We start from the raw sequence: 17,927 nt of genomic DNA, 5'->3' as shown, positions 1-17,927 counted from the left end.
GCCCTCCGCGCGTCCTCCCGTCCGCGCGCCCGTTCGTCTCTCGGCGTTCCCTCCACCGTCGAGTCCGCGATGTTTGCACGCAACACGCCCCGCGGACGTGCAAACATCGCGGACTCGATGCTGGGGGCTGTGGATAAGTGGGTCGAGCCCCTCCGGACGCGCTTGGGTGTGCAGATGGAGAAGTACGGAGAGCGGAGTCGGGACCTCCTCGCAGAGGGTGTGCCGTGGCGAACTGTTTACGGGAAGCGCATGCATCGACCCTTCTACGGGATGCGCACCGAGCAAGCGCCTGTCGACCATCTCGCGTTGTGTCGCGCAGCCGCCGTGGTGCTGCCGGCCCACGCCCTGTTCAGTCACCGGTCTGCCGCCATCATCCACCGGATGCCGCTGCCGCTCCACGCGCGACCGACCGACGTCGAGGTCAGCGTGTTCGAGCCGCATCGGCCGCCGACTCTCGACGGAGTGGCGGCTCACCAGCTGACTCCGGATGACCACCGCGGGGCCGTGGTGGACGGACTCTCCGTGATCGCCGCGCAGGATGCGTGGGCCCAGCTGAGTTCACGGCTGTCTGTGCCCGATCTCGTGGCGATCGGGGACTACCTGGTCACGGGCGACGAGCCGTACTCGGGTCAACCGCCGCCGCTCACGCGATTCGACCTCGAAGCGGCGGTGCGTCGGCACGGTCGCCGTCGCGGAGTCAGGAACCTGCGTCTCGCTCTCGAGCGAGTCCGTTACGGGTCCCTCTCGCCCCAGGAGTCGCGACTGCGCCTGGCACTGGAGGACGCCGGCCTCCCCGCTCCGACACTGAATCACCCCGTTCGGCCGGCGGGCGAACGCCGCGTGGAGGCGATGATCGATCTCGCGTACCCCCACGCAATGGTCGCTATCGAGTACCTCGGCGACCATCACCGGACCGACCCAGCCGTCTATCGGGACGACATCCGACGCCGTGAACGCCTCGTGGAGCAAGGCTGGTTCGTGGTGTTCGTCACCGCAGCTGACGACTTCGACGTCGTCGCGATGCGCGTCCGTCGCGCGCTCTACCGATCGAGTCCGCCCTGATTGCACAGAATCAGGGGGATCTCGTCAAGACTTCGTGTACTCGGCGTTGGGCATAGGACGGCGGGGGCGGGGCGAGGAGGTCAGCCGGCGGCGAGCTCGCGGGCGCGGGCGAGGGCGGCGTCCGTGGCGCGGGCGAAGAGTGCCGGCAGGTCCGCGTCGGAGAGGACGGCGATCGCGCGCTCGGTGGTGCCGTTCGGGCTGGTGACCCGGCGGCGCAGCTCGGCCGGGTCCTCGCCGGAGGAGACGAGCAGCTCGGAGGCTCCCAGGAACGTCCCGTTCACGAGTGTGGCCGCCTGCTCGGGTGTGAAGCCCTTCCGCACGGCGGCCTCCGTCAGCGCCTCGATGAGGAGGAAGACGTACGCCGGGCCCGACCCGGAGATGGTGCTCAGCGCATCCAGCTGCGACTCGGGCACCTCGACCACCTCGCCGACCGTCCCGAACAGGGCGCGGACCACCTCCAGGTCCTCCGCCTCCGTGCGCGATCCGGCGCTGATGCCGGTCACGGCCTTGCCGACGACGGCGGGGGTGTTCGGCATCGCGCGAATGACCGAGATCGTGTCGGGCAGCAGCGACTCCATCGTCTCCGTGGTGACCCCGGCCGCGACGCTGACGACGACCGTTCCCGGGGCGAGCGAGTCCGTGATCTCGGCCAGCACGTCCCGGACCTTCGCGGGCTTGACCGCGACGAGGACGACCTGCGCACCATCGACCGCGAGCCGGTTCGCGTCGGCCTTCGTCTCGGCCGCGTACGCCGTCACGCCGGGGGTGCCGGCGAGTTCCGCCGCGCGCGCCTCCGAGCGGTTGGTGACGCGGATGCCCGCCACCTGCACCCCGGGGGCGAGCAGCCCGCTCAGGATGGCGCGGCCCATCGAGCCCGCGCCCAGCATCGCGATCGTCGGGAGGGTCACGTTCTGCGCGTCGTCCATGCCTCCATCCTAGGATTGGGGCATGAGCGCATCAGGTGGGACCAGGGCCATCATCGCCGCCTTCGCGGCGAACCTCGGGATCGCGCTGACGAAGTTCATCGCCTGGTTCTTCTCGGGGTCGTCATCGATGCTGGCGGAGGGCGTGCACTCGGTCGCCGACTCCGGCAACCAGCTGCTGCTGCTGCTCGGCGGCCGCCAGTCGCGCAAGGAGGCCGACCGCGAGCATCCCTTCGGGTACGGCCGCGAGCGCTACGTCTACGCGTTCGTCGTCTCGATCATCCTGTTCTCGGTCGGCGGTGTCTTCTCGATCTACGAGGGCGTCGAGAAGCTGACCCACCCGCACCCGCTCGAGAACGCGTGGCTGCCGATCCTGGTGCTGCTCATCGCGATCGGCCTGGAGTCGTTCTCGCTGCGCACCGCGGTCAAGGAGTCCCGGCCGCACAAGAAGGGGATGTCGTGGCCGCAGTTCATCCGCCGCGCCAAGGCCCCCGAGCTGCCGGTCGTGCTGCTGGAGGACGTGGCGGCGCTGACCGGTCTCGTCTTCGCGCTGCTCGGCGTCGGCCTGACCATCCTCACCGGGAACAGCGTCTGGGACGGCGTCGGCACGGTGCTCATCGGCGCTCTGCTCGTGACCGTCGCGATCATCCTCGGCATGGAGACGAAGAGCCTGCTGGTCGGCGAGGGCGCGAGCGACCTGGACGTCGCCGCGATCGAGCGGGCCATCGACGCGGGCGACGACGTCGAGCGCATCATCCACATGAAGACGCTGTACCTGGGGCCGGACGAGCTGATGGTCGCCGCGAAGCTGGCGTTCCCGGGCGAGCACCGCCTGGCCGACGTCGCCGCCGCGATCGACACGGTCGAGCGGCGGATCCGGGATGCGGTCCCCGCCGCGCGCGTCATCTACATCGAACCGGATGTCTGGGTCGACCCGAACGACCGGGCGCCCGCCACCGACACCATCGTCATCAAAGGACTCGAGTGACCCGCACAGCCGTCATCCTGCAGCACGACCCCAGCATCCACCTCGGCAACATCGGGCCGGTGCTCGTCGAGCACGGCTACGACCTGCGGATCGTGGATGCGAGCGCCGAGGACGTCTCGGCGATCGACCCGTCCGAGGCCGACCTGGTGGTCGTGCTCGGCGGCGAGATGGGCGCGTACCAGACGGACGAGTTCCCGTTCCTCGAGGATGAGAAGCAGCTTCTGCGCGCCCGCATCGACGCCCGACGCCCGACGCTCGGGGTGTGCCTCGGCGCCCAGCTGATGGCGGGAGCCCTCGGGGAGCGCGTCTACAAGGGCGACACCATGCAGATCGGTTACCGCCGCGTGGAGCCGACGGAGGCCGGGGTGGACTCCCCATCCGGCACTTCGACGGCGTGCCGGTGGTGGAGTGGCACGGCGACACGTTCGAACTGCCGGAGCAGGCGACGCTGCTGGCGTCGTCGAGCGACTACTCGAACGAGGCGTTCGCGATCGGCGACTTCGCGCTCGCCGTGCAGTTCCATCCCGAGGTCACCGACGAGATGCACGAGAAGTGGGTCTCGGACGGCTACAACGAGCTGGATGAGCACGCCATCGATCCGGACGCCATGCGCCGCGACCGCGAGGCGTACTCGGCGCGGATGCAGGAGGCGTCGCGCGCGGCGTTCTCCGAGTGGCTGGAGAGCCTGCCGGCGTGACGCGCGCCCGCAGCCGGCGGGTTCAGGCCGGTCAGCCGCCTCAGCGCTTGGCGCGGAAGAAGTCGAGCAGCACTTCGCCGCACTCCTCCGCGAGCACCCCGGCGAACACCTCGACGCGGTGGTTGAGCCGCCGGTCGCGCAGCACGTCGTACACCGAGCCTCCCGCGCCCGCCTTCTCGTCCCACGCGCCGAACACGACCGTCGGGACGCGTGCCGCGAGCACGGCGCCGGCGCACATGACGCACGGCTCCAGCGTCACGACCAGCGTGCATCCCTCCAGGTGCCAGTCGTCGCGGGTCGCAGCCGCCTCCCGCAGCGCCAGCACCTCGGCGTGCGCGGTCGGGTCGTGCCTCAGCTCGCGCTCGTTGCGTCCGGTGCCGATGACCTCGCCGTTCTCGTCGACGACGAGGGCCGCGACGGGCACGTCGCCCGTGCCGAACGCGAGCCGTGCGTCCTGGAGTGCGCGGCGCATCCACTGCTCGTAGGCGCCGGGCACGGTCAGGCTCACGGCGGTTCCTCCTTCGGCTGGGCTGTCGAGGTTTCGGCTAGCCTTGAGCCTATGCGAGTGCACGTTGCGGACCACCCACTCATCACCCACAAGCTGACGGTCCTCCGCGACAAGTCGACGCCCTCGCCGGTGTTCCGCCAGCTCACCGAGGAGCTCGTGACGCTGCTCGCGTACGAGGCGACCCGCGGCGTGCGGGTCGAGCCGGTCGAGATCGAGACGCCCGTCACCCGGACGATGGGCGTCGCCCTGAGCGAGCCGCGACCGCTGGTGGTCCCCATCCTGCGCGCCGGTCTCGGCATGCTCGAGGGGATGGTGCGCCTGATGCCGACCGCCGAGGTCGGGTTCCTGGGCATGGTGCGCAACGAAGAGACGCTCGAGCCGACCACGTACGCCGAGCGCCTGCCGATGGATCTCTCCGACCGGCAGTGCTTCGTGCTCGACCCCATGCTGGCGACCGGAGGTTCGCTCGGCGCCGCGATCGACTTCCTGTTCCAGCGCAACGCGGTGGACGTGACGGCCATCTGCCTGCTCGCCGCGCCGGAGGGTCTCCAGGCGCTCGAGAAGGCGACGGAGGGCCGCAATGTGACGATCGTGCTCGGCTCCCTCGACGAGCGCCTGAACGAGAACGGCTACATCGTCCCGGGCCTCGGCGACGCCGGTGACCGGCTCTACGGCACCGTCTAGAACGAACGCAACATTGCGTAATGATTTGACACGTCGAGTCATCGTCGGTTTTACTTTCCTGCATGACTGACAACGCGCGTACCCTGACCTCCTTCGAGGCCCTTGGGAATGCCGGCATGATGATGGCCGGCCGCGACGCAGTCATGTGTTGCCGAATGTGTCGCTGATCTGACGACCCTTCGCCGAGCAGCCGCCCTCCGACCTCATCCTGTCGAGACCGGGCGCACGCTCCCCGGGAGCGCCACACTCACGCTCCTGTGCATCGGCCTTTCTCTGTAGGCCACAACACGACACACTCCCCGCAGAATCCCCGCACCTCCGCCGTACCCGCGGAGTCTCGTCGCACCGGGATGCGGAACATCATCTTTAAGGACTCGATCCCCATGTCTCTGGCCACCATCGACACCGCCTACCCCCGCACCGCCTCCGTCTCGCCGGTCAGCCCCGTCCGGGCCGCCGCTCCCGCCCCCGCGACCGCCGCATCCGCCGCCCCGACCGAGCCCGCGCCGCGCATCCGCGCCGTCCCGGAGGGCACCGAGGCCCGCGGCTTCGTGCTCTACGTCGGCATCGACGAGGCCAAGGCCCTCGCCGACGGCACCGACCTCGGCCGCATCGTGGAGGCGCTGAAGCGCCTCACCGCCGAGATCGCCCCCTCCGCCGAGACCTACGCCGCCGTCGCCCTGGCCCCGGCCGGCTCCGGCGGCCGCGATGTGGACGTGGTGCGCCTCGCCCTGCAGGACCCGGCGGCGATCGCCAAGCACCGCCAGGCCGTGACGGTGGACGAGGACGAGGACCGCGCCGCCTCCGGTGTGGTCGTCGACATCTCGCGCAAGCGCCTCGTACTCGACAACCAGCCGGTCGCGCTGACCTACAAGGAGTTCGAGCTGCTGCAGTACCTGGTGCTGCGCGAGGGCCGGACGATCGAGCGCTCCGAGCTCATCAGCTCCCTGTGGAGCGACGCCGACGAGGACGACGTGCCCAACGAGCGGACGATCGACGTGCACGTCCGGCGCCTGCGCTCCAAGCTGGCCCGCTACGAGGACATCGTGCGCACCGTCCGCGGTGTCGGCTATCGGTTCGACCGCCACGCCGACGTCTCGATCCGCTACGCCAGCGCCCCCTCCCCCGACCTCTTCTGATCCGCCCACCGACGAGTCCGCGAAGTTTGACCGTTCTCGCGAGGAAAACGTGCAATCTTCGCGGACTCGATGGCGGTTGGGACCTGCTGCAAGGTCAGGCGGAGCGCTGGTAGACGCGGAAGGCGCTGGTCGCCCAGGCGGCCATGACGAACGCCAGCCCGAGCAGCAGCGCCGCGTGACCCCAGAGGGCCGCCCAGTCGGGATGCGCGCTGAGCGCCTGCCGGCCGACGATCACCGCCCACTCGAACGGGTTGTACGCGGCGACGTTCTGCACCCACTCCGGTGACAGCTTCGTGTTCATGATCGCCGAGCTGAGGAACATCAGCGGCAGCGTGATCAGCTGCGAGATGCCGATCAGCGCGGTCTGCTCGCGCGCGAGCAGCGCGACCGCGTTGGAGAGCGAGCAGAACACGGCGGTCAGCAGCACCACGCCGAGGAGAAGCAGAAGGATGCCGCCGATCCCGCCCTCGAACCGGGCGCCCGCCCAGAAGGCGATGCCCAGCACGACGAGCGACTGCGCCACCGCGAGCATCGACTGGTAGACCAGCGTCGCCACGATCATCGACGCGCGGTTGGTCGGCGAGGTGAGGAACCGGTCCATCACACCGCGATCCATGTCCTGGATGTACACCGTGCCCGACCACGCGCTCCCGAACAGCGCGAGCATCATCACGACCCCGGGCGTCAGGTACTCGAGGTAGCTCTGCCCGACACCGAATCCGGGGATGTCGATGACCGCCTTGAAAAGCTGCCCGAAGAGGAGCAGCCAGATCACCGGCTGGACGAGGTTCATCACGAGGAAGGCGGGCATCCGCCAGGCGGCGCGCAGCTGGCGCCCGGTGAGGAGCAGGGTGTGCGTCACGAAGGTCGGCCCGCCTCGGCGCACCGGCCGGGCGGGGGTGAGGGTTGCGGTCGTCATGATGCGGCCTCCAGAACGGGTGCGGCGGATTCAGCGGATTCGGCGGACTCCTGCGCCCGCGCGAAGGTGCGGCCGGTGTGCCGCAGGTAGACGTCGTCCAGACTGGGCCGGGCGACCGTGGCGGAGGCGACGGCGACAGCCGCTGCATCGAGCGCGGCGAGCGCGAGCGGCAGGGTCGCGGCGCCGCTGTCGGCGCGGGCGCGGAGCGTCCGTCCGTCTCCGCCGACCTCGCGCAGCGCATCCACTCGCCGGAGGGCGGCAAGCCCCACGAGCGGATCGGCGTCGCCCGCGAGCTCGACGATCACGGCATCGCCGCGGAGGTCGTTCTTCAGCTCCTCCGGCGTGCCGCCCGCCACCACGCGCCCGTGGTCGACGATCGCCAGCCGATCCGCCAGGCGATCCGCCTCGTCGAGGTAGTGCGTCGTGAGCAGCACCGTCAGGTTCTCGGCCGCGGTCATCCGCTCCAGCTCCAGCCACAGCTGCGCGCGCGCCTCGGGGTCGAGGCCGGTGGTGGGCTCGTCGAGGAACAGCACCTCGGGGCGGTGCATGAGTCCGATCGCGACGTCGAGCTTGCGCGCCATCCCGCCCGAGTAGGTCTTCACCTGCCGGCGGGCGTGCTCGGCGAGCCCGAAGCGGTCGAGCAGCTCGCGGGCGCGGGCGGCCGCATCCCGGCCCGGCAGACCCTGCAGCCGGCCGGCGAGCACGAGGTTCTCGAGCCCGGTGTCCGACGGGTCGGAGACCGGCTTCTGCGCGACGAACCCGATGGCCCGGCGCACACGAGCGGGGTGCCGGGCCACGTCGATCCCGGCGACGTACGCGGTGCCGGAGTCGGGACGGGCGAGGGTGGACAGGATCTTCATGGTGGTCGACTTGCCGGCGCCGTTGGGGCCGAGCAGTCCGAACACGGTTCCGGCCTGGGCTTCGAAGCCGAGGCCGTCGAGCGCGCGGATGGGCGGCTTGCCCCTCCCGGCGCTGTAGGTCTTCACGAGGTGGTCGGCGGCGAGCGCCGGACCGGTTGCGGGTGCCATGGTGGCTTTCCTCTCTTGCTTGTTGGCAGCCACCTGCACGGGGATATCCTTGAAGACAGCCCTCGGTGACTGTTGACGCAGGTTCCTCACGGAACGACTGAAGGTGTGGATGGCCGGAGAGTTGCCGCTCTCCGGCCATCGTTCTATGCGCGGTACAGGTCGGCCGCCTCCTCCCCGAAGTCGCCGGCGGCGATGCGGCCGGTCAGCTCCTCCATGCCGACTCCGTCGTCGAGCAGCCGGTGCAGCTGCTCCCAGGCCCCGTAGCCGCCGATCGAGCGATCCCGGATGCGCGCGGCGAGGTCGGCGACGAACGCCCGCTCCGCCTCGAGCACCGCCAAGCGGTAGTGGAACTCGACCATGAACAGCTCGGGGAGGCCCTTCGTCTGCTCCTGGAGCTCACGCCGCGACGCGAGGTCGGCGTCCAGGCGGTCGCGCCGCCGCTCGAGGAGGCCGGCGGCCGTCTGCGGGGGCAGCATCGGGAGCAGGGAGAGCCCCGTCTCGATGGCCGGGTACTCCTTCACGGGGATCTCGAGCAGCTCCTGCAGCCACTCCTCCGCCTCCTGGCGGCCGGCCTCCGTGATCTCGTAGACGACGCGCTCCGGGCGATTGCCCTCGCGCTCGGTCTGCGCGACGCGGATGAAGCCGTGCTTCTCGAGCGACTTGATCACGGAGTACAGCGACCCGAAGTTGAGGCGGATGCTGTCCTCCTTGCCCCGCTCGCGCATCGTGGTCGTCATCTCGTACGGGTACATCGGGCGTTCCCACAGGCACGCGAGCACCGCGAGGGCCAGCGGGTTCGACACCGCGCGCTTGGCCATGATCCACCTCCGGGAACCGATTACTCGAAGCAGAGTATCCGATTCAGAGTGATCGTGTCCAGCGTCAGTCGGTGTATGCGCGGAAGAAGATGGTCTGCACCGGGATCGTCACCGGCGCGGCGCCGTACACGGCCTCGAGGCGTGACGCCGTCTCGGCCACGAGGTCGTCGAGGGAGCCGCCCCGTCGGCGCAGCTGATCGGCGACCGGGTTGCCGACGATGAGGCCGTCCGCGAAGCCGGCCCAGGATGCGACGGGAGCGTCGTGCGGGACGACGTCGATCCGGAGCCGCGTGAAGCCGGTGGACTGCGCGAGCTGCCGGAGACGTTCGACGTCGCTCAGCCCGAACGGCACCCGGTAGAACGGCGGCGGGTTCTCCGGGAAGGTCTCGGCGAGCAGGGCGTCCACGATCGCGGCGAACCGGTTCTTGGCGTGACTGTCCCACACCGAGAAGTGGAACACGCCCCCGGAGCGAGGACGCGGCGGGCTTCGCAGAACGCGCGGGTCAGGTCGGGCACGAACATGAGACCGAACTGGCAGGCCACCGCGTCGAAGCCCGCGTCGCCGAAGGGAAGCTCCTGCGCATCCGCGACCGCGCTCCCGGTCGACGGGGGGACCTTGCTGAGGGCGAGCTCCAGCATCTCGTCGCTGAGGTCGGTGATCACGAGCTGCGAACCGGCGTTGTGCTTGACGATCGCGGCCGACGAAATGCCCGTGCCGGCGGCGGTCTCCAGGATGCGGGCCGGACGTGTCTCCGCGACGGCGCTGCCCAGCACGTCGGCGTAGTGACGGAAGATCACCGGCCCGAGGCCGGAGTCGTAGTGCGCGGGGATCGAGCCCCGGAAGCGGGTGGCGTCGTCGTCCACGAGCCGAGAGTACCGTCCGCGAATGCGTTCATGGATGCATAGGAGATTCGCAGAAAAAATAACGAGTTGATAACTAGATGCCGTTACCTCTTCGTTATATAGTTCAAGAGCAATGGTTGTTTGCTGTGGCAGCCATCGCGGAATGTGATTGCAGGACACTCTTGGTGCAAGGGAGAGGGCCGGCCGCTAGCCTCTGCGGCCGGCCCTCGATCTTTTCCCCGCCCGCTCCTCTCGCATCCGCCCCGACCCGCCCGTGGTGGCACGGATGCTGGCCGACCCTCATGATGAGAAGATGCGAATGCATCGAGCGCGAGCGGGAGGATGAGCATGGGCGAGACGGCGACACCGAGCTCGACACGCGCCCGCATCAACGCCGTATCGGCCTGGGAGTCGCTGTTCCGGGCGCAGGTCGCGGTCATGCGCACGCTGGCCGCCGAGTTCCCCACCCGTGACATCTCGTTCAACGAGTACGACGTGCTGTTCAACCTCTCGCGCCAGCCGAATCGCGAGCTGCGCCTGCGCGACCTCAACAAGCACGTGCTCCTGACGCAGCCCAGCGTCAGCCGGCTCGTCGACCGGCTCGCCGCCCGCGGTCTGGTGGCGAAACAGCCCGAGCCGTCGGACGCACGCGGCACCCTCATCCGCTTGACCGACACGGGATTCGACATGTTCCGCCGGGTCGCCGTCGACCACATGAAGACCATCACGAGCCGCGTCGGCGGCCGGCTCAGCACGGAAGAGCTCGAGACCCTGGTGCGGATCTGCGACAAGCTGCGCGACGCCGTCTGACGAAACCGTCCACAGCCGGACCGACCTTCGCTCTGCCCCCAACCTGGGCGCCCGCCTGCCGGGAGCGTCACCCCCGACGCGTATCATTGCCGCCACGGACGAACGGTTTCTACGAGGGAGAAGACGCATGAGATGGGGATGGGCGCCTGCCCTTGCCGGCTTCGTCGCATTGAGCGCGCTGGCCGGTGTGCTGGCGGCGGCCGCGGTGACGCCGGCGGTGGCACTGACCGGCTCGGCGGCCGACTCCACCATCAGCGTGTTCGACGGGCTCCCCGAGTACGTGAAGGTCGAGCCGCTCGCGCAGGCCTCCACCATGTACGCGGTGAGCCACGGTCAGCAGGTCCCGATCGCCACCTTCTACTCGCAGAACCGCATCGAGGTCGGCTGGGACGGCATCTCGCAGAACCTCAAAGACGCCGCGATCGCCACGGAGGACCCGCGCTTCTACGAGCACGGCGGTGTGGATGTGACCGGCACCCTGCGCGGCGCGGTACTGACGGCGCTGCACAAGTCGGTGCAGGGCGGATCGTCGATCACGCAGCAGTACGTCAAGAACATCCTCGTGCAGCGATGCGAGAACAAGCAGCCCGACCCGACGGCATCCGACGCCGTGCAGAATAAGCAGCTCGCCGTCTATCAGGCCTGCTATGACGACGCGACGAAGGTCGACCCGTCGCGGAAGCTGAAGGAGATGCGGTACGCGATCGGGCTCGAGAAGGAGTACTCGAAGAACGACATCCTGCAGAGCTATCTGAACATCGCTCTGTTCGGTGGGCGCGTCTACGGCGTGCAGTCGGCGGCCGAGTACTACTTCGGCGTCCCGGCGAAGGCCGTGAACCTGCAGCAGGCGGCGACGCTCATCGCGATCCTCAACAACCCGGACAACCTGCGCATCGACCGGCCGAACAGCAAGGAGAACGGCGCGGCCAACGGGTACAAGGAGACCCTCGACCGCCGCAACTACGTGCTCGACCGGATGCTCGCCAACGGCAAGATCACCAAGGAGGAGCACGACGCGGCGCGCGCCACCAAGGTGGAGCCGAAGGTCACGCCCACCCAGAACGGCTGCATGACGGCGCAGCAATACAACGCCGCGTTCTTCTGTGACTACGTCGAGCGCGTCATCGAGCAGGATCCGATCTTCGGCAAGACCGACGACGACCGCTCCAACTTCCTGACGCGCGGCGGCCTGAAGATCTACACCACTCTGAACCTCGACCTGCAGACGCAGGCGCAGGCGGCCGTGAGCTCGTACATCCCTCCGGCAGACCCGCGGCTCGACGTCGGCTCGTCGAACGTCGCGGTCGAGGTGGGCACCGGCCGCGTGGTCTCGATGGTGCAGAACCGGCCGTACGACAACACGGCAGAACCGGCGCCCGCCACGACCGCCGTCAACTACAACACCGACTATGCGTACGGCGGCTCGGAGGGCTTCCAGACCGGATCGGCGTTCAAGGTGTTCGACCTGCTCGAGTGGCTGCAGGAGGGGCATTCGCTGTACCAGTCGGTGAGCGGCACTCAGCACGTCTTCCCGCAGACGCAGTTCCACGCGAGCGATCCGTGCAACGACATTGGCGGCGCTCCCTGGAACGTCTCGAACGACGAGGGCGAGTCGGTCACCTCCACGACGGTCATGAACGCGACCGCGCAGTCCATCAACACGGTCTTCGCGAAAATGGCGACCCAGCTCGACCTGTGCGGGATCAAGCAACGGGCCCAAGACCTCCTCGTGCACGGCGCTGACGAGCAGGCCAACCGGTTCATGGCGAACCCGTCCGCCGTCCTCGGCACCAACTACATCGCGCCGCTGACCATGGCGACGGCGTACGCCGGCCTCGCCAACAACGGCGTCGCGTGCAGCCCCGTGGCGATCGACAAAATCGTCAACGGCGACGGCACGCCGCACACGGTGCCGAAGTCGCAGTGCTCGGCGACCCCGATCGACCCGCAGGTCGCGGCGGCCGCGATCTTCGCACTGCAGGGCGTGCTCCGCGGAGGCGGGACGGCGGCGTCCGCGAACCCGAACGACGGCATCCCGATCTTCGGCAAGACCGGAACGACGGACGACTCCCTCGAGAACTGGCTCGTCACGTCCTCGACCAAGGTCGCACAGGCGACGTGGGTCGGCAACGTCCAGGGCGCGGTGCCCCTGCGCAGCGTCTACTTCCAGGGCGTCGGCGGCGGCAACGTCAAGTTCGCGATCGCCAAGCAGGTGATCGCGGCGCTGAACGTCGCCTACGGCGGGACCGCCTTCCCGGCGCCGAGCGGCAAGTTCACCACGGCGCCGGTCGCCCCGAAGCCGAAGCCGGCGGCGCCCTCCGCGCCTACCGCTCCGGCACCGCCGGCCGCACCCGGCGGCGGGGGCGGAGGCAACGGCGGTGGCGGCGGCAAGGGTCCGGGCAAGCCCTAGTCCACCGGCGAACACAGCGTGCGAGCCCGGAAACCGGGCCCGGAACCTTCAGGTCACAGCGCCGCAGGTGCCTAGCCATCTGACGCGATATTCGGACTAGTGTTATGGCGTGGGACGCACACCAGATCCGAGTCGCAAGCCGGAGCTGCTCGGCCGCATCATGGAGCATGTGGCGACGGAGCCGCTCTCCCGCATGACCTTCCGCAGCCTGGCGAGCGCGCTCGGCGTGAGCACGTACTCGTTCGTGTACCACTTCGGATCCCGCCAGGAGATGATCGACGCGATCCTCGAGGAGGGCGTCCGGCAACAGTCCGAGTCGCTGACCGGCGTCGACGTGACCGCGTTCGACCGCGACCAATTCCGCGACTGGTACAAGGAGGCGTTCCGCCACTCGCTGCGCGAGAACAACCGGACGGCCCTGCGACTGCAGTTCGAGGCCGGCGCTCTGGAGCCGATCGACCCCGACATCGGCAAGCGCGTCACCACCGCGTTCACCCAGTGGCGCGACACCGTGAAGTCATGGCTCAAGAAGCAGGGCATCGAGACCCGCCGCGCCGGCGTCCTCGCGCACTGGCTGGTCGACTCCGCGGCCGGGCTGCACTTCGGCTTCCTCATCACGGGCGACCGCAACGGAACGGTGCAGGCGTTCGACGTCTTCCTGACGGCCTTCCTCCGTGAGGCGTTCGGCGAGGAGAGCGCCTAGCGGGACTCCCGCTCGGCCACCGTCTTCACGCCGGCGAGCATCTGCGCCCAGTTCTCCTGCGAGTGCTCGGCGGCCTCCCGTGTCGGGTTGTTGTCCTGGTCGAGCGTGATGCGCGTCCCACCCGGGATCTCATCCAGCTCGAAGCGCAGCGTGTGGTAGTTCTCGGGCTCGTCCGGCAGGCCGCTGAGCGGGCTGAAGTGGGTGAGAACGATCCGCCAGGGCTCCTGTGCGTCTTCCAGTTCGATCACGCGACCGTGGTCCTCGAAGGTCTTCCCCTGCCATTCGCCCCGCCAGACGATCGTCGAGCCCAGACGCCAGTCGGAGACCACCTCGGCGCCGAAGAGGATCTCCGGCCGCGACCCGTTCGTCGTCAGCACCCGCCACACCTCGCGCCGGGGCGCCGCCACGTCGATCTCCGCGCGTGCCACGTAGTTGCCCATCGCCGCCTCCCGTCGTGTCGCCCATCCCACACCTCTCGCAGCGGAATGCGCAAGGGACGCGTTGCTCAGCCGCGGGAGAGGACCAGCGCCTCCCACGGTTGCAGCGCGCCGGAGGCCGCCTGGGTCTCTGCCCCGCGGCCCTGGAGCAGCACCTCGGCGCCCTCCCATCCGGGCAGCGCGGCCGGGTCGAAGGTGGCGACCGAGCCGGTGAGGTTCGCGAGCACCAGCAGCGACCGTCCGCCGAGCGACCGCGAGTACGCGAAGATCTGCGGATGCTCCGGCAGCTGGAGCTCGTAGTCGCCGGTGGCCACCACCTCCGACCGGTGCCGCAGGTCGATGAGCGCGCGATAGTGCGCGAACACCGAGTCCGGGTCGTCGACCTCCGCCTCGGCGTTGATCTCGGCGGCGTTGGGGTTCGCCGGGATCCACGGGGTGCCGGTCGTGAACCCGGCGTTCGCGTCCGGCGTCCACTGCATCGGCGTGCGTGCGTTGTCGCGGCTGGTGCGCCGCAGGGCGGTGAGCACCGCCTCGGCCGGCGCGCCCAGGATGTCGACGGCCTCGGCGTAGTGGTTGAGCGTCTCGATGTCGCGGAAGTCGTCGATGGTCGCGAAGGGGACGTTCGTCATCCCCAGCTCTTCGCCCTGGTAGACGTACGGCGTGCCGCGCATCAGGTGCAGCACCGTCGCAAGCGCCTTGGCCGATTCCACCCGGTGCTCGCCGTCGTCGCCGAAGCGGCTGACCACGCGCGGCTGGTCGTGGTTGTTCCAGTAGAGGCTGTTCCAGCCGACCTCGGCCAGGCCCTCCTGCCACTTCGACAGGTTGCGCTTCAGGTCGAGCACGGTTGCGGGCCGGTAGTCCCACTTGCCTCCGGGCCCGTGGTCGAGGTCGACGTGCTCGAACTGGAACACCATGTCGAGCTCGCCGTTGGCGGGGTCGGTGAACTGCCGCGCCTGCTCGACGTCGACGCCGGGCATCTCCCCCACGGTGAGATAGCGGTCGTCCCGGCCGGCGAAGACGCGCTCGTGCATCTCGTGCAGGAACTCGTGGATGCGCGGCCCCTGCCCGAAGTACGGGTATGCATCGCCGTACAGGGCGCGCTCGGGCACCTGGCCGTCGGGCAGGTCGGTGACCTTGGAGATGAAGTTGATGACGTCCATCCGGAAGCCGTCGACCCCGCGGTCGAGCCACCAGTTCATCATCTCGTAGACGGCGCCGCGCACCTCCGGGTTCTCCCAGTTGAGGTCCGGCTGCTTGCGCGAGAACAGGTGCAGGTAGTACTCGCCGGTCTGCGGGTCGAGCTGCCAGGCCGGCCCGGAGAAGAAGGAGCCCCAGTTGTTGGGCTCGGCGCCGTGCTCCCCGGCTGCAGGCCGTCGCGCGCCGGCCGCCACCAGTACCAGTCACGCTTCGGACTGTCGAGCGAGGCGGCGGACTCGACGAACCACGGGTGCTCGTCGGAGGTGTGGTTGACGACGAGGTCCATGACGAGCTTCATCCCGCGCGCGTGGAGCCCGTCGAGCAGCTCATCGAAGTCGTCGAACGTACCGAAGAGCGGGTCGATCGCCTGGTAGTCGCTGATGTCGTACCCGTTGTCGTCGCCTGGCGAGGCGTAGATCGGCGAGAGCCAGATCACGTCCACCCCGAGCCGGTGCAGGTAGTCGAGGTGCTGGATGATGCCGCGCAGGTCGCCGATGCCGTCGCCGTCGCTGTCCGCGAAGCTCCGCGGGTAGACCTGGTAGACGACGGCCGACTGCCACCACTTGTCGCTCACGGGCCCACCCTACCGGCGAGTTCGACGCGCCGTCCGGTGCGCGCGGACTCGCGCGCCGCCAGGGCCACCCGGAGCGCCTCGACGGCGGAGGCGACGGGCGCCCGCTCGGGGGCACGCCCGGAGTCGACGCACTCCAGGAAGTACCGCGCCTGGGCGGCGAAGGCGTCTCCGGCGTCGGGCTCGGCCGCATCCACCCCGGCGTCGCCCACGATCTCGAAGGAGGTGCGGAACGGCTGTCCCTCCGGCAAGTCGGACGCGCTCAGCAGCTGCGCCACACCGCCGTCGGCGTACTCGATCGTCGTCGCGACCGGCGCTCCGAACCCCGAACCGGGACCGCGGGCACAGGTCACCGCCACCGCCCGGCCGAGGTACGCGGCCGCCTGGTCGATGTCGTGGATGGCGAAGTCGACGAGCATGCCGCCGGACTGCGCCTCGTCGTCGAGCCAGTCGAAGCCCGCCGGCGCATCGGAGATGCGGGAGGCGCGGACGACCCGCGCGCGGCCCACCGACCCGGCGGCGACCCGCTCGGCGAGGGCGGCGTACCCGGGGAAGAACCGGACGACGTGCGCGACCATCAGGATGCCCGGGGCGCGGGATGCGGCTGCCTCGACCCGCTGCGCGTCCTCCAGCGTCAGGGCGATCGGCTTCTCGAGCAGCACGCTGCGCCCGGCCTCCAGCGCCTGAACGGCGAGCTCGGCGTGCGACGGCGTCGGCGTGCAGATGGAGACGACGGTGACGGCCGGGTCGGCGAGCGCCTCCTCCAGAGCGGTGGCCCAGCGGGCGTCCGGTGCATCCCTCAGGGCGGGACGGCGGCGCGGCGAGACGGCCCAGCGCACCGGCACGCCGACGGCCGCCCAGGCCGACGCGTGCGCCTGGCCCATGCGGCCGGCACCGACGACGGCGACGCCGTGCGCCCCGTGCCGCGCGGAGTCCGGCGTCATCGCACGACGAGGTCGACCCGGGACGGATCGAAGACCGAGTCGAGGATGAGGCGTCCGGCGCCGCGGATGCCCGCGTTCTCCTTGGCGACGCTCACCGCGATGTCGAGCTGGTCGGTGATCATCGGCAGGCAGTCGGAGTAGATGGCCGAGCGGACGCCCGCGACGAACGCCTCCGCCTCGCCGAGGATGCCGCCCAGCACCAGCCGCTGCGGGTTGAAGAAGTTCATGATGGTGGCGAGCACCCCGCCGGTGCGGAGTCCCGCCTCCCGCAGCTCCTGGGTGGCGCGTGGATGCGCGTCCCGCGCCAGGGCCAGCACGTCGCGCGTGTCCGCGACCTCGACACCGGACGCGCGCAGGGCCTGCACGATGGCGGCCCCGCCGGCCACCGCATCCAGGCAGCCGATGCGACCGCACGAGCAGAGCACGGCCGGAGCCCCGGGCACCGTCACGTGGCTGATGTCGCCGGCCATGCCGTAGTGCCCGTGGTAGACGCCGCCGAAGGCGATGATGCCGCAGCCGATGCTCGACCCCGCCTTCACGAAGACGAGCTCGCCGACCTCGCCGCCCAGCGTGTCGTACTCGCCGAGGGCCATGAGGTTCGCATCGTTGTCGGCGGCGGCCGGGAGGCCGGTGAGAGCGGTGAGCTCGGCCGCGACGTCGACGCCGTTCCAGCCCGGCATGCGCGAGGGCGACACCATCCGTCCGCTCGTGCCGACCGGCCCCGGCAGGCCGATGCCGAACCCGCGGAGGGTCTGGCCGGGCGCCGCGTGCTCTGCGGTCAGCTCCGCCGCGACCTCGGCGATCCAGCCGAGCACGGCCGACGGACCGCGGGCGATGTCCATCGGCTCGGTGCGCGCGGCGAGCAGGCGGCCGCCGAGGTCGATGAGCCCGAAGGTGGCGTGGTGGGAGCCCAGGTCGGCGGCGCAGACGACGCCGGTGGACGCATCCACTTCGAGGGCACGGGGACGTCGCCCGCCGTGCGAGACGCCCGCGCCCGCTTCACGCAGGTAGCCCGCGGCGATGAGCGCATCCACCCGCTGGGAGACCGTGGAGGGCGACAGGCCGGTGCTGCGGGCGAGGTCCGCTCGGGAGCGGGAGCGGCCCGAGCGCACGAGGTCGAGGATGCCGCCCGGCGTACCGGGCCCCGCCTGGACCGACGCCCCCTCGATCGTGCTCGTCATCGTTGCATCCCCTCGACGGCGGAGCCTGGGTACTCCGCGCTGCGTTGAGGATACTGTACCGACTT

Annotated in this window: 18 protein-coding genes and 2 pseudogenes; 9 read left to right on the top strand and 11 right to left on the bottom strand. The window is 70.0% G+C overall.

The features are described from left to right. Positions 1 to 174 precede the first annotated feature (174 nt). Positions 175 to 1,062: a hypothetical protein gene (locus ACQ86M_RS17610; protein ID WP_431246368.1), complete on the top strand. Its 888-nt coding sequence runs from the start codon at positions 175 to 177 to the stop codon at positions 1,060 to 1,062. Between the two features lie 80 nt (positions 1,063 to 1,142). Here the strand turns inward: ACQ86M_RS17610 and proC are convergent, their stop codons facing one another. Further along, the gene (gene proC / locus ACQ86M_RS17605) at positions 1,143 to 1,988 is read right to left on the bottom strand and encodes a pyrroline-5-carboxylate reductase (protein ID WP_431246367.1); all 846 of its coding nucleotides are present in this window, start codon (positions 1,986 to 1,988) and stop codon (positions 1,143 to 1,145) included. A gap of 22 nt (positions 1,989 to 2,010) precedes the next feature. Here proC and ACQ86M_RS17600 point away from each other — a divergent pair, with 22 nt between their 5' ends. The 3 genes and pseudogenes from ACQ86M_RS17600 (at position 2,011) to ACQ86M_RS17590 (ending at position 3,670) form a co-directional block, all read left to right on the top strand. Then, complete coding sequence (locus ACQ86M_RS17600; RefSeq protein ID WP_431246366.1) at positions 2,011 to 2,973, top strand: cation diffusion facilitator family transporter; 963 nt, start codon at positions 2,011 to 2,013, stop codon at positions 2,971 to 2,973. Next, positions 2,970 to 3,236: pseudogene (locus ACQ86M_RS17595) on the top strand (glutamine amidotransferase); the annotation flags it as partial. The gene ACQ86M_RS17600 and the pseudogene ACQ86M_RS17595, both read left to right, overlap by 4 nt. Before the next feature lie 137 nt (positions 3,237 to 3,373). After that, complete coding sequence (locus ACQ86M_RS17590) at positions 3,374 to 3,670, top strand: hypothetical protein (RefSeq protein WP_431246365.1); 297 nt, start codon at positions 3,374 to 3,376, stop codon at positions 3,668 to 3,670. 40 nt (positions 3,671 to 3,710) lie between these two features. Here ACQ86M_RS17590 and tadA read toward each other — a convergent pair whose 3' ends face one another. Beyond that, the gene (gene tadA / locus ACQ86M_RS17585; RefSeq protein ID WP_431246364.1) at positions 3,711 to 4,178 is read right to left on the bottom strand and encodes a tRNA adenosine(34) deaminase TadA; all 468 of its coding nucleotides are present in this window, start codon (positions 4,176 to 4,178) and stop codon (positions 3,711 to 3,713) included. 51 nt (positions 4,179 to 4,229) lie between these two features. On the opposite strand from tadA, the gene upp reads away from it, so the two are divergent. After that, positions 4,230 to 4,862 carry a uracil phosphoribosyltransferase gene (gene upp / locus ACQ86M_RS17580; RefSeq protein ID WP_431221526.1) on the top strand — a complete coding sequence of 211 codons (633 nt, stop codon included), beginning with the start codon at positions 4,230 to 4,232 and terminating at the stop codon, positions 4,860 to 4,862. Positions 4,863 to 5,245: 383 nt separating this feature from the next. After that, positions 5,246 to 6,001, top strand: coding sequence for a winged helix-turn-helix domain-containing protein (locus tag ACQ86M_RS17575; protein WP_431246363.1), 756 nt, complete (start codon positions 5,246 to 5,248; stop codon positions 5,999 to 6,001). 94 nt (positions 6,002 to 6,095) lie between these two features. On the opposite strand, the gene ACQ86M_RS17570 is transcribed toward ACQ86M_RS17575, so the two are convergent. From ACQ86M_RS17570 to ACQ86M_RS17550, 5 genes are all read right to left on the bottom strand, one after another. After that, positions 6,096 to 6,920, bottom strand: coding sequence for an ABC transporter permease (locus tag ACQ86M_RS17570; protein WP_431246362.1), 825 nt, complete (start codon positions 6,918 to 6,920; stop codon positions 6,096 to 6,098). Continuing rightward, entirely contained in the window at positions 6,917 to 7,948 is a 1,032-nt protein-coding gene (locus ACQ86M_RS17565; protein WP_431246361.1) for an ABC transporter ATP-binding protein, read from the bottom strand. Before ACQ86M_RS17565 ends, ACQ86M_RS17570 begins: the two co-directional genes overlap by 4 nt. A 143-nt stretch (positions 7,949 to 8,091) precedes the next feature. Continuing rightward, positions 8,092 to 8,766 (bottom strand): PadR family transcriptional regulator, encoded by a 675-nt coding sequence (locus ACQ86M_RS17560; protein WP_431246360.1) that lies wholly within the window; start codon positions 8,764 to 8,766, stop codon positions 8,092 to 8,094. A 64-nt stretch (positions 8,767 to 8,830) separates the two neighbouring features. Beyond that, on the bottom strand, positions 8,831 to 9,172 hold the full coding sequence (locus ACQ86M_RS17555) for a hypothetical protein (protein WP_431246359.1): 342 nt from the start codon (positions 9,170 to 9,172) through the stop codon (positions 8,831 to 8,833). After that, positions 9,103 to 9,630, bottom strand: coding sequence for a class I SAM-dependent methyltransferase (locus ACQ86M_RS17550; RefSeq protein WP_431246358.1), 528 nt, complete (start codon positions 9,628 to 9,630; stop codon positions 9,103 to 9,105). Before ACQ86M_RS17550 ends, ACQ86M_RS17555 begins: the two co-directional genes overlap by 70 nt. Positions 9,631 to 9,957: 327 nt before the next feature. On the opposite strand from ACQ86M_RS17550, the gene ACQ86M_RS17545 reads away from it, so the two are divergent. The 3 genes from ACQ86M_RS17545 to ACQ86M_RS17535 all read left to right on the top strand — a co-directional run bounded on the left by ACQ86M_RS17545 (position 9,958) and on the right by ACQ86M_RS17535 (position 13,532). Then, positions 9,958 to 10,419, top strand: a complete 462-nt coding sequence (locus tag ACQ86M_RS17545; RefSeq protein ID WP_431246357.1) for a MarR family winged helix-turn-helix transcriptional regulator — start codon at positions 9,958 to 9,960, stop codon at positions 10,417 to 10,419. 127 nt (positions 10,420 to 10,546) lie between these two features. After that, positions 10,547 to 12,829, top strand: coding sequence for a transglycosylase domain-containing protein (locus ACQ86M_RS17540; RefSeq protein WP_431246356.1), 2,283 nt, complete (start codon positions 10,547 to 10,549; stop codon positions 12,827 to 12,829). A 109-nt stretch (positions 12,830 to 12,938) separates the two neighbouring features. Next, entirely contained in the window at positions 12,939 to 13,532 is a 594-nt protein-coding gene (locus tag ACQ86M_RS17535; RefSeq protein WP_431246355.1) for a TetR/AcrR family transcriptional regulator, read from the top strand. Here the strand turns inward: ACQ86M_RS17535 and ACQ86M_RS17530 are convergent. The 4 genes and pseudogenes from ACQ86M_RS17530 to ACQ86M_RS17515 form a co-directional block, all read right to left on the bottom strand. Beyond that, positions 13,529 to 13,972, bottom strand: coding sequence for an SRPBCC family protein (locus ACQ86M_RS17530; RefSeq protein ID WP_431246354.1), 444 nt, complete (start codon positions 13,970 to 13,972; stop codon positions 13,529 to 13,531). The two genes, ACQ86M_RS17535 and ACQ86M_RS17530, sit on opposite strands and share 4 nt — an antisense overlap. 65 nt (positions 13,973 to 14,037) lie before the next feature. Further along, positions 14,038 to 15,740 (bottom strand): annotated as a pseudogene (locus ACQ86M_RS17525) (alpha-glucosidase). Next, complete coding sequence (locus ACQ86M_RS17520; protein WP_431246353.1) at positions 15,737 to 16,681, bottom strand: Gfo/Idh/MocA family protein; 945 nt, start codon at positions 16,679 to 16,681, stop codon at positions 15,737 to 15,739. The pseudogene ACQ86M_RS17525 and the gene ACQ86M_RS17520 overlap by 4 nt, the downstream one beginning before the upstream one ends. Further along, positions 16,678 to 17,862 (bottom strand): ROK family protein, encoded by a 1,185-nt coding sequence (locus ACQ86M_RS17515; protein WP_431246352.1) that lies wholly within the window; start codon positions 17,860 to 17,862, stop codon positions 16,678 to 16,680. Before ACQ86M_RS17515 ends, ACQ86M_RS17520 begins: the two co-directional genes overlap by 4 nt. Positions 17,863 to 17,927 lie beyond the last annotated feature (65 nt).

Origin of the sequence: Leifsonia xyli subsp. cynodontis, from assembly GCF_050632205.1 — a bacterium.
Classification (GTDB): Bacteria; Actinomycetota; Actinomycetes; order Actinomycetales; family Microbacteriaceae; genus Leifsonia; species Leifsonia xyli_D.
This window is presented reverse-complemented; position numbering and strand designations above follow the sequence as displayed.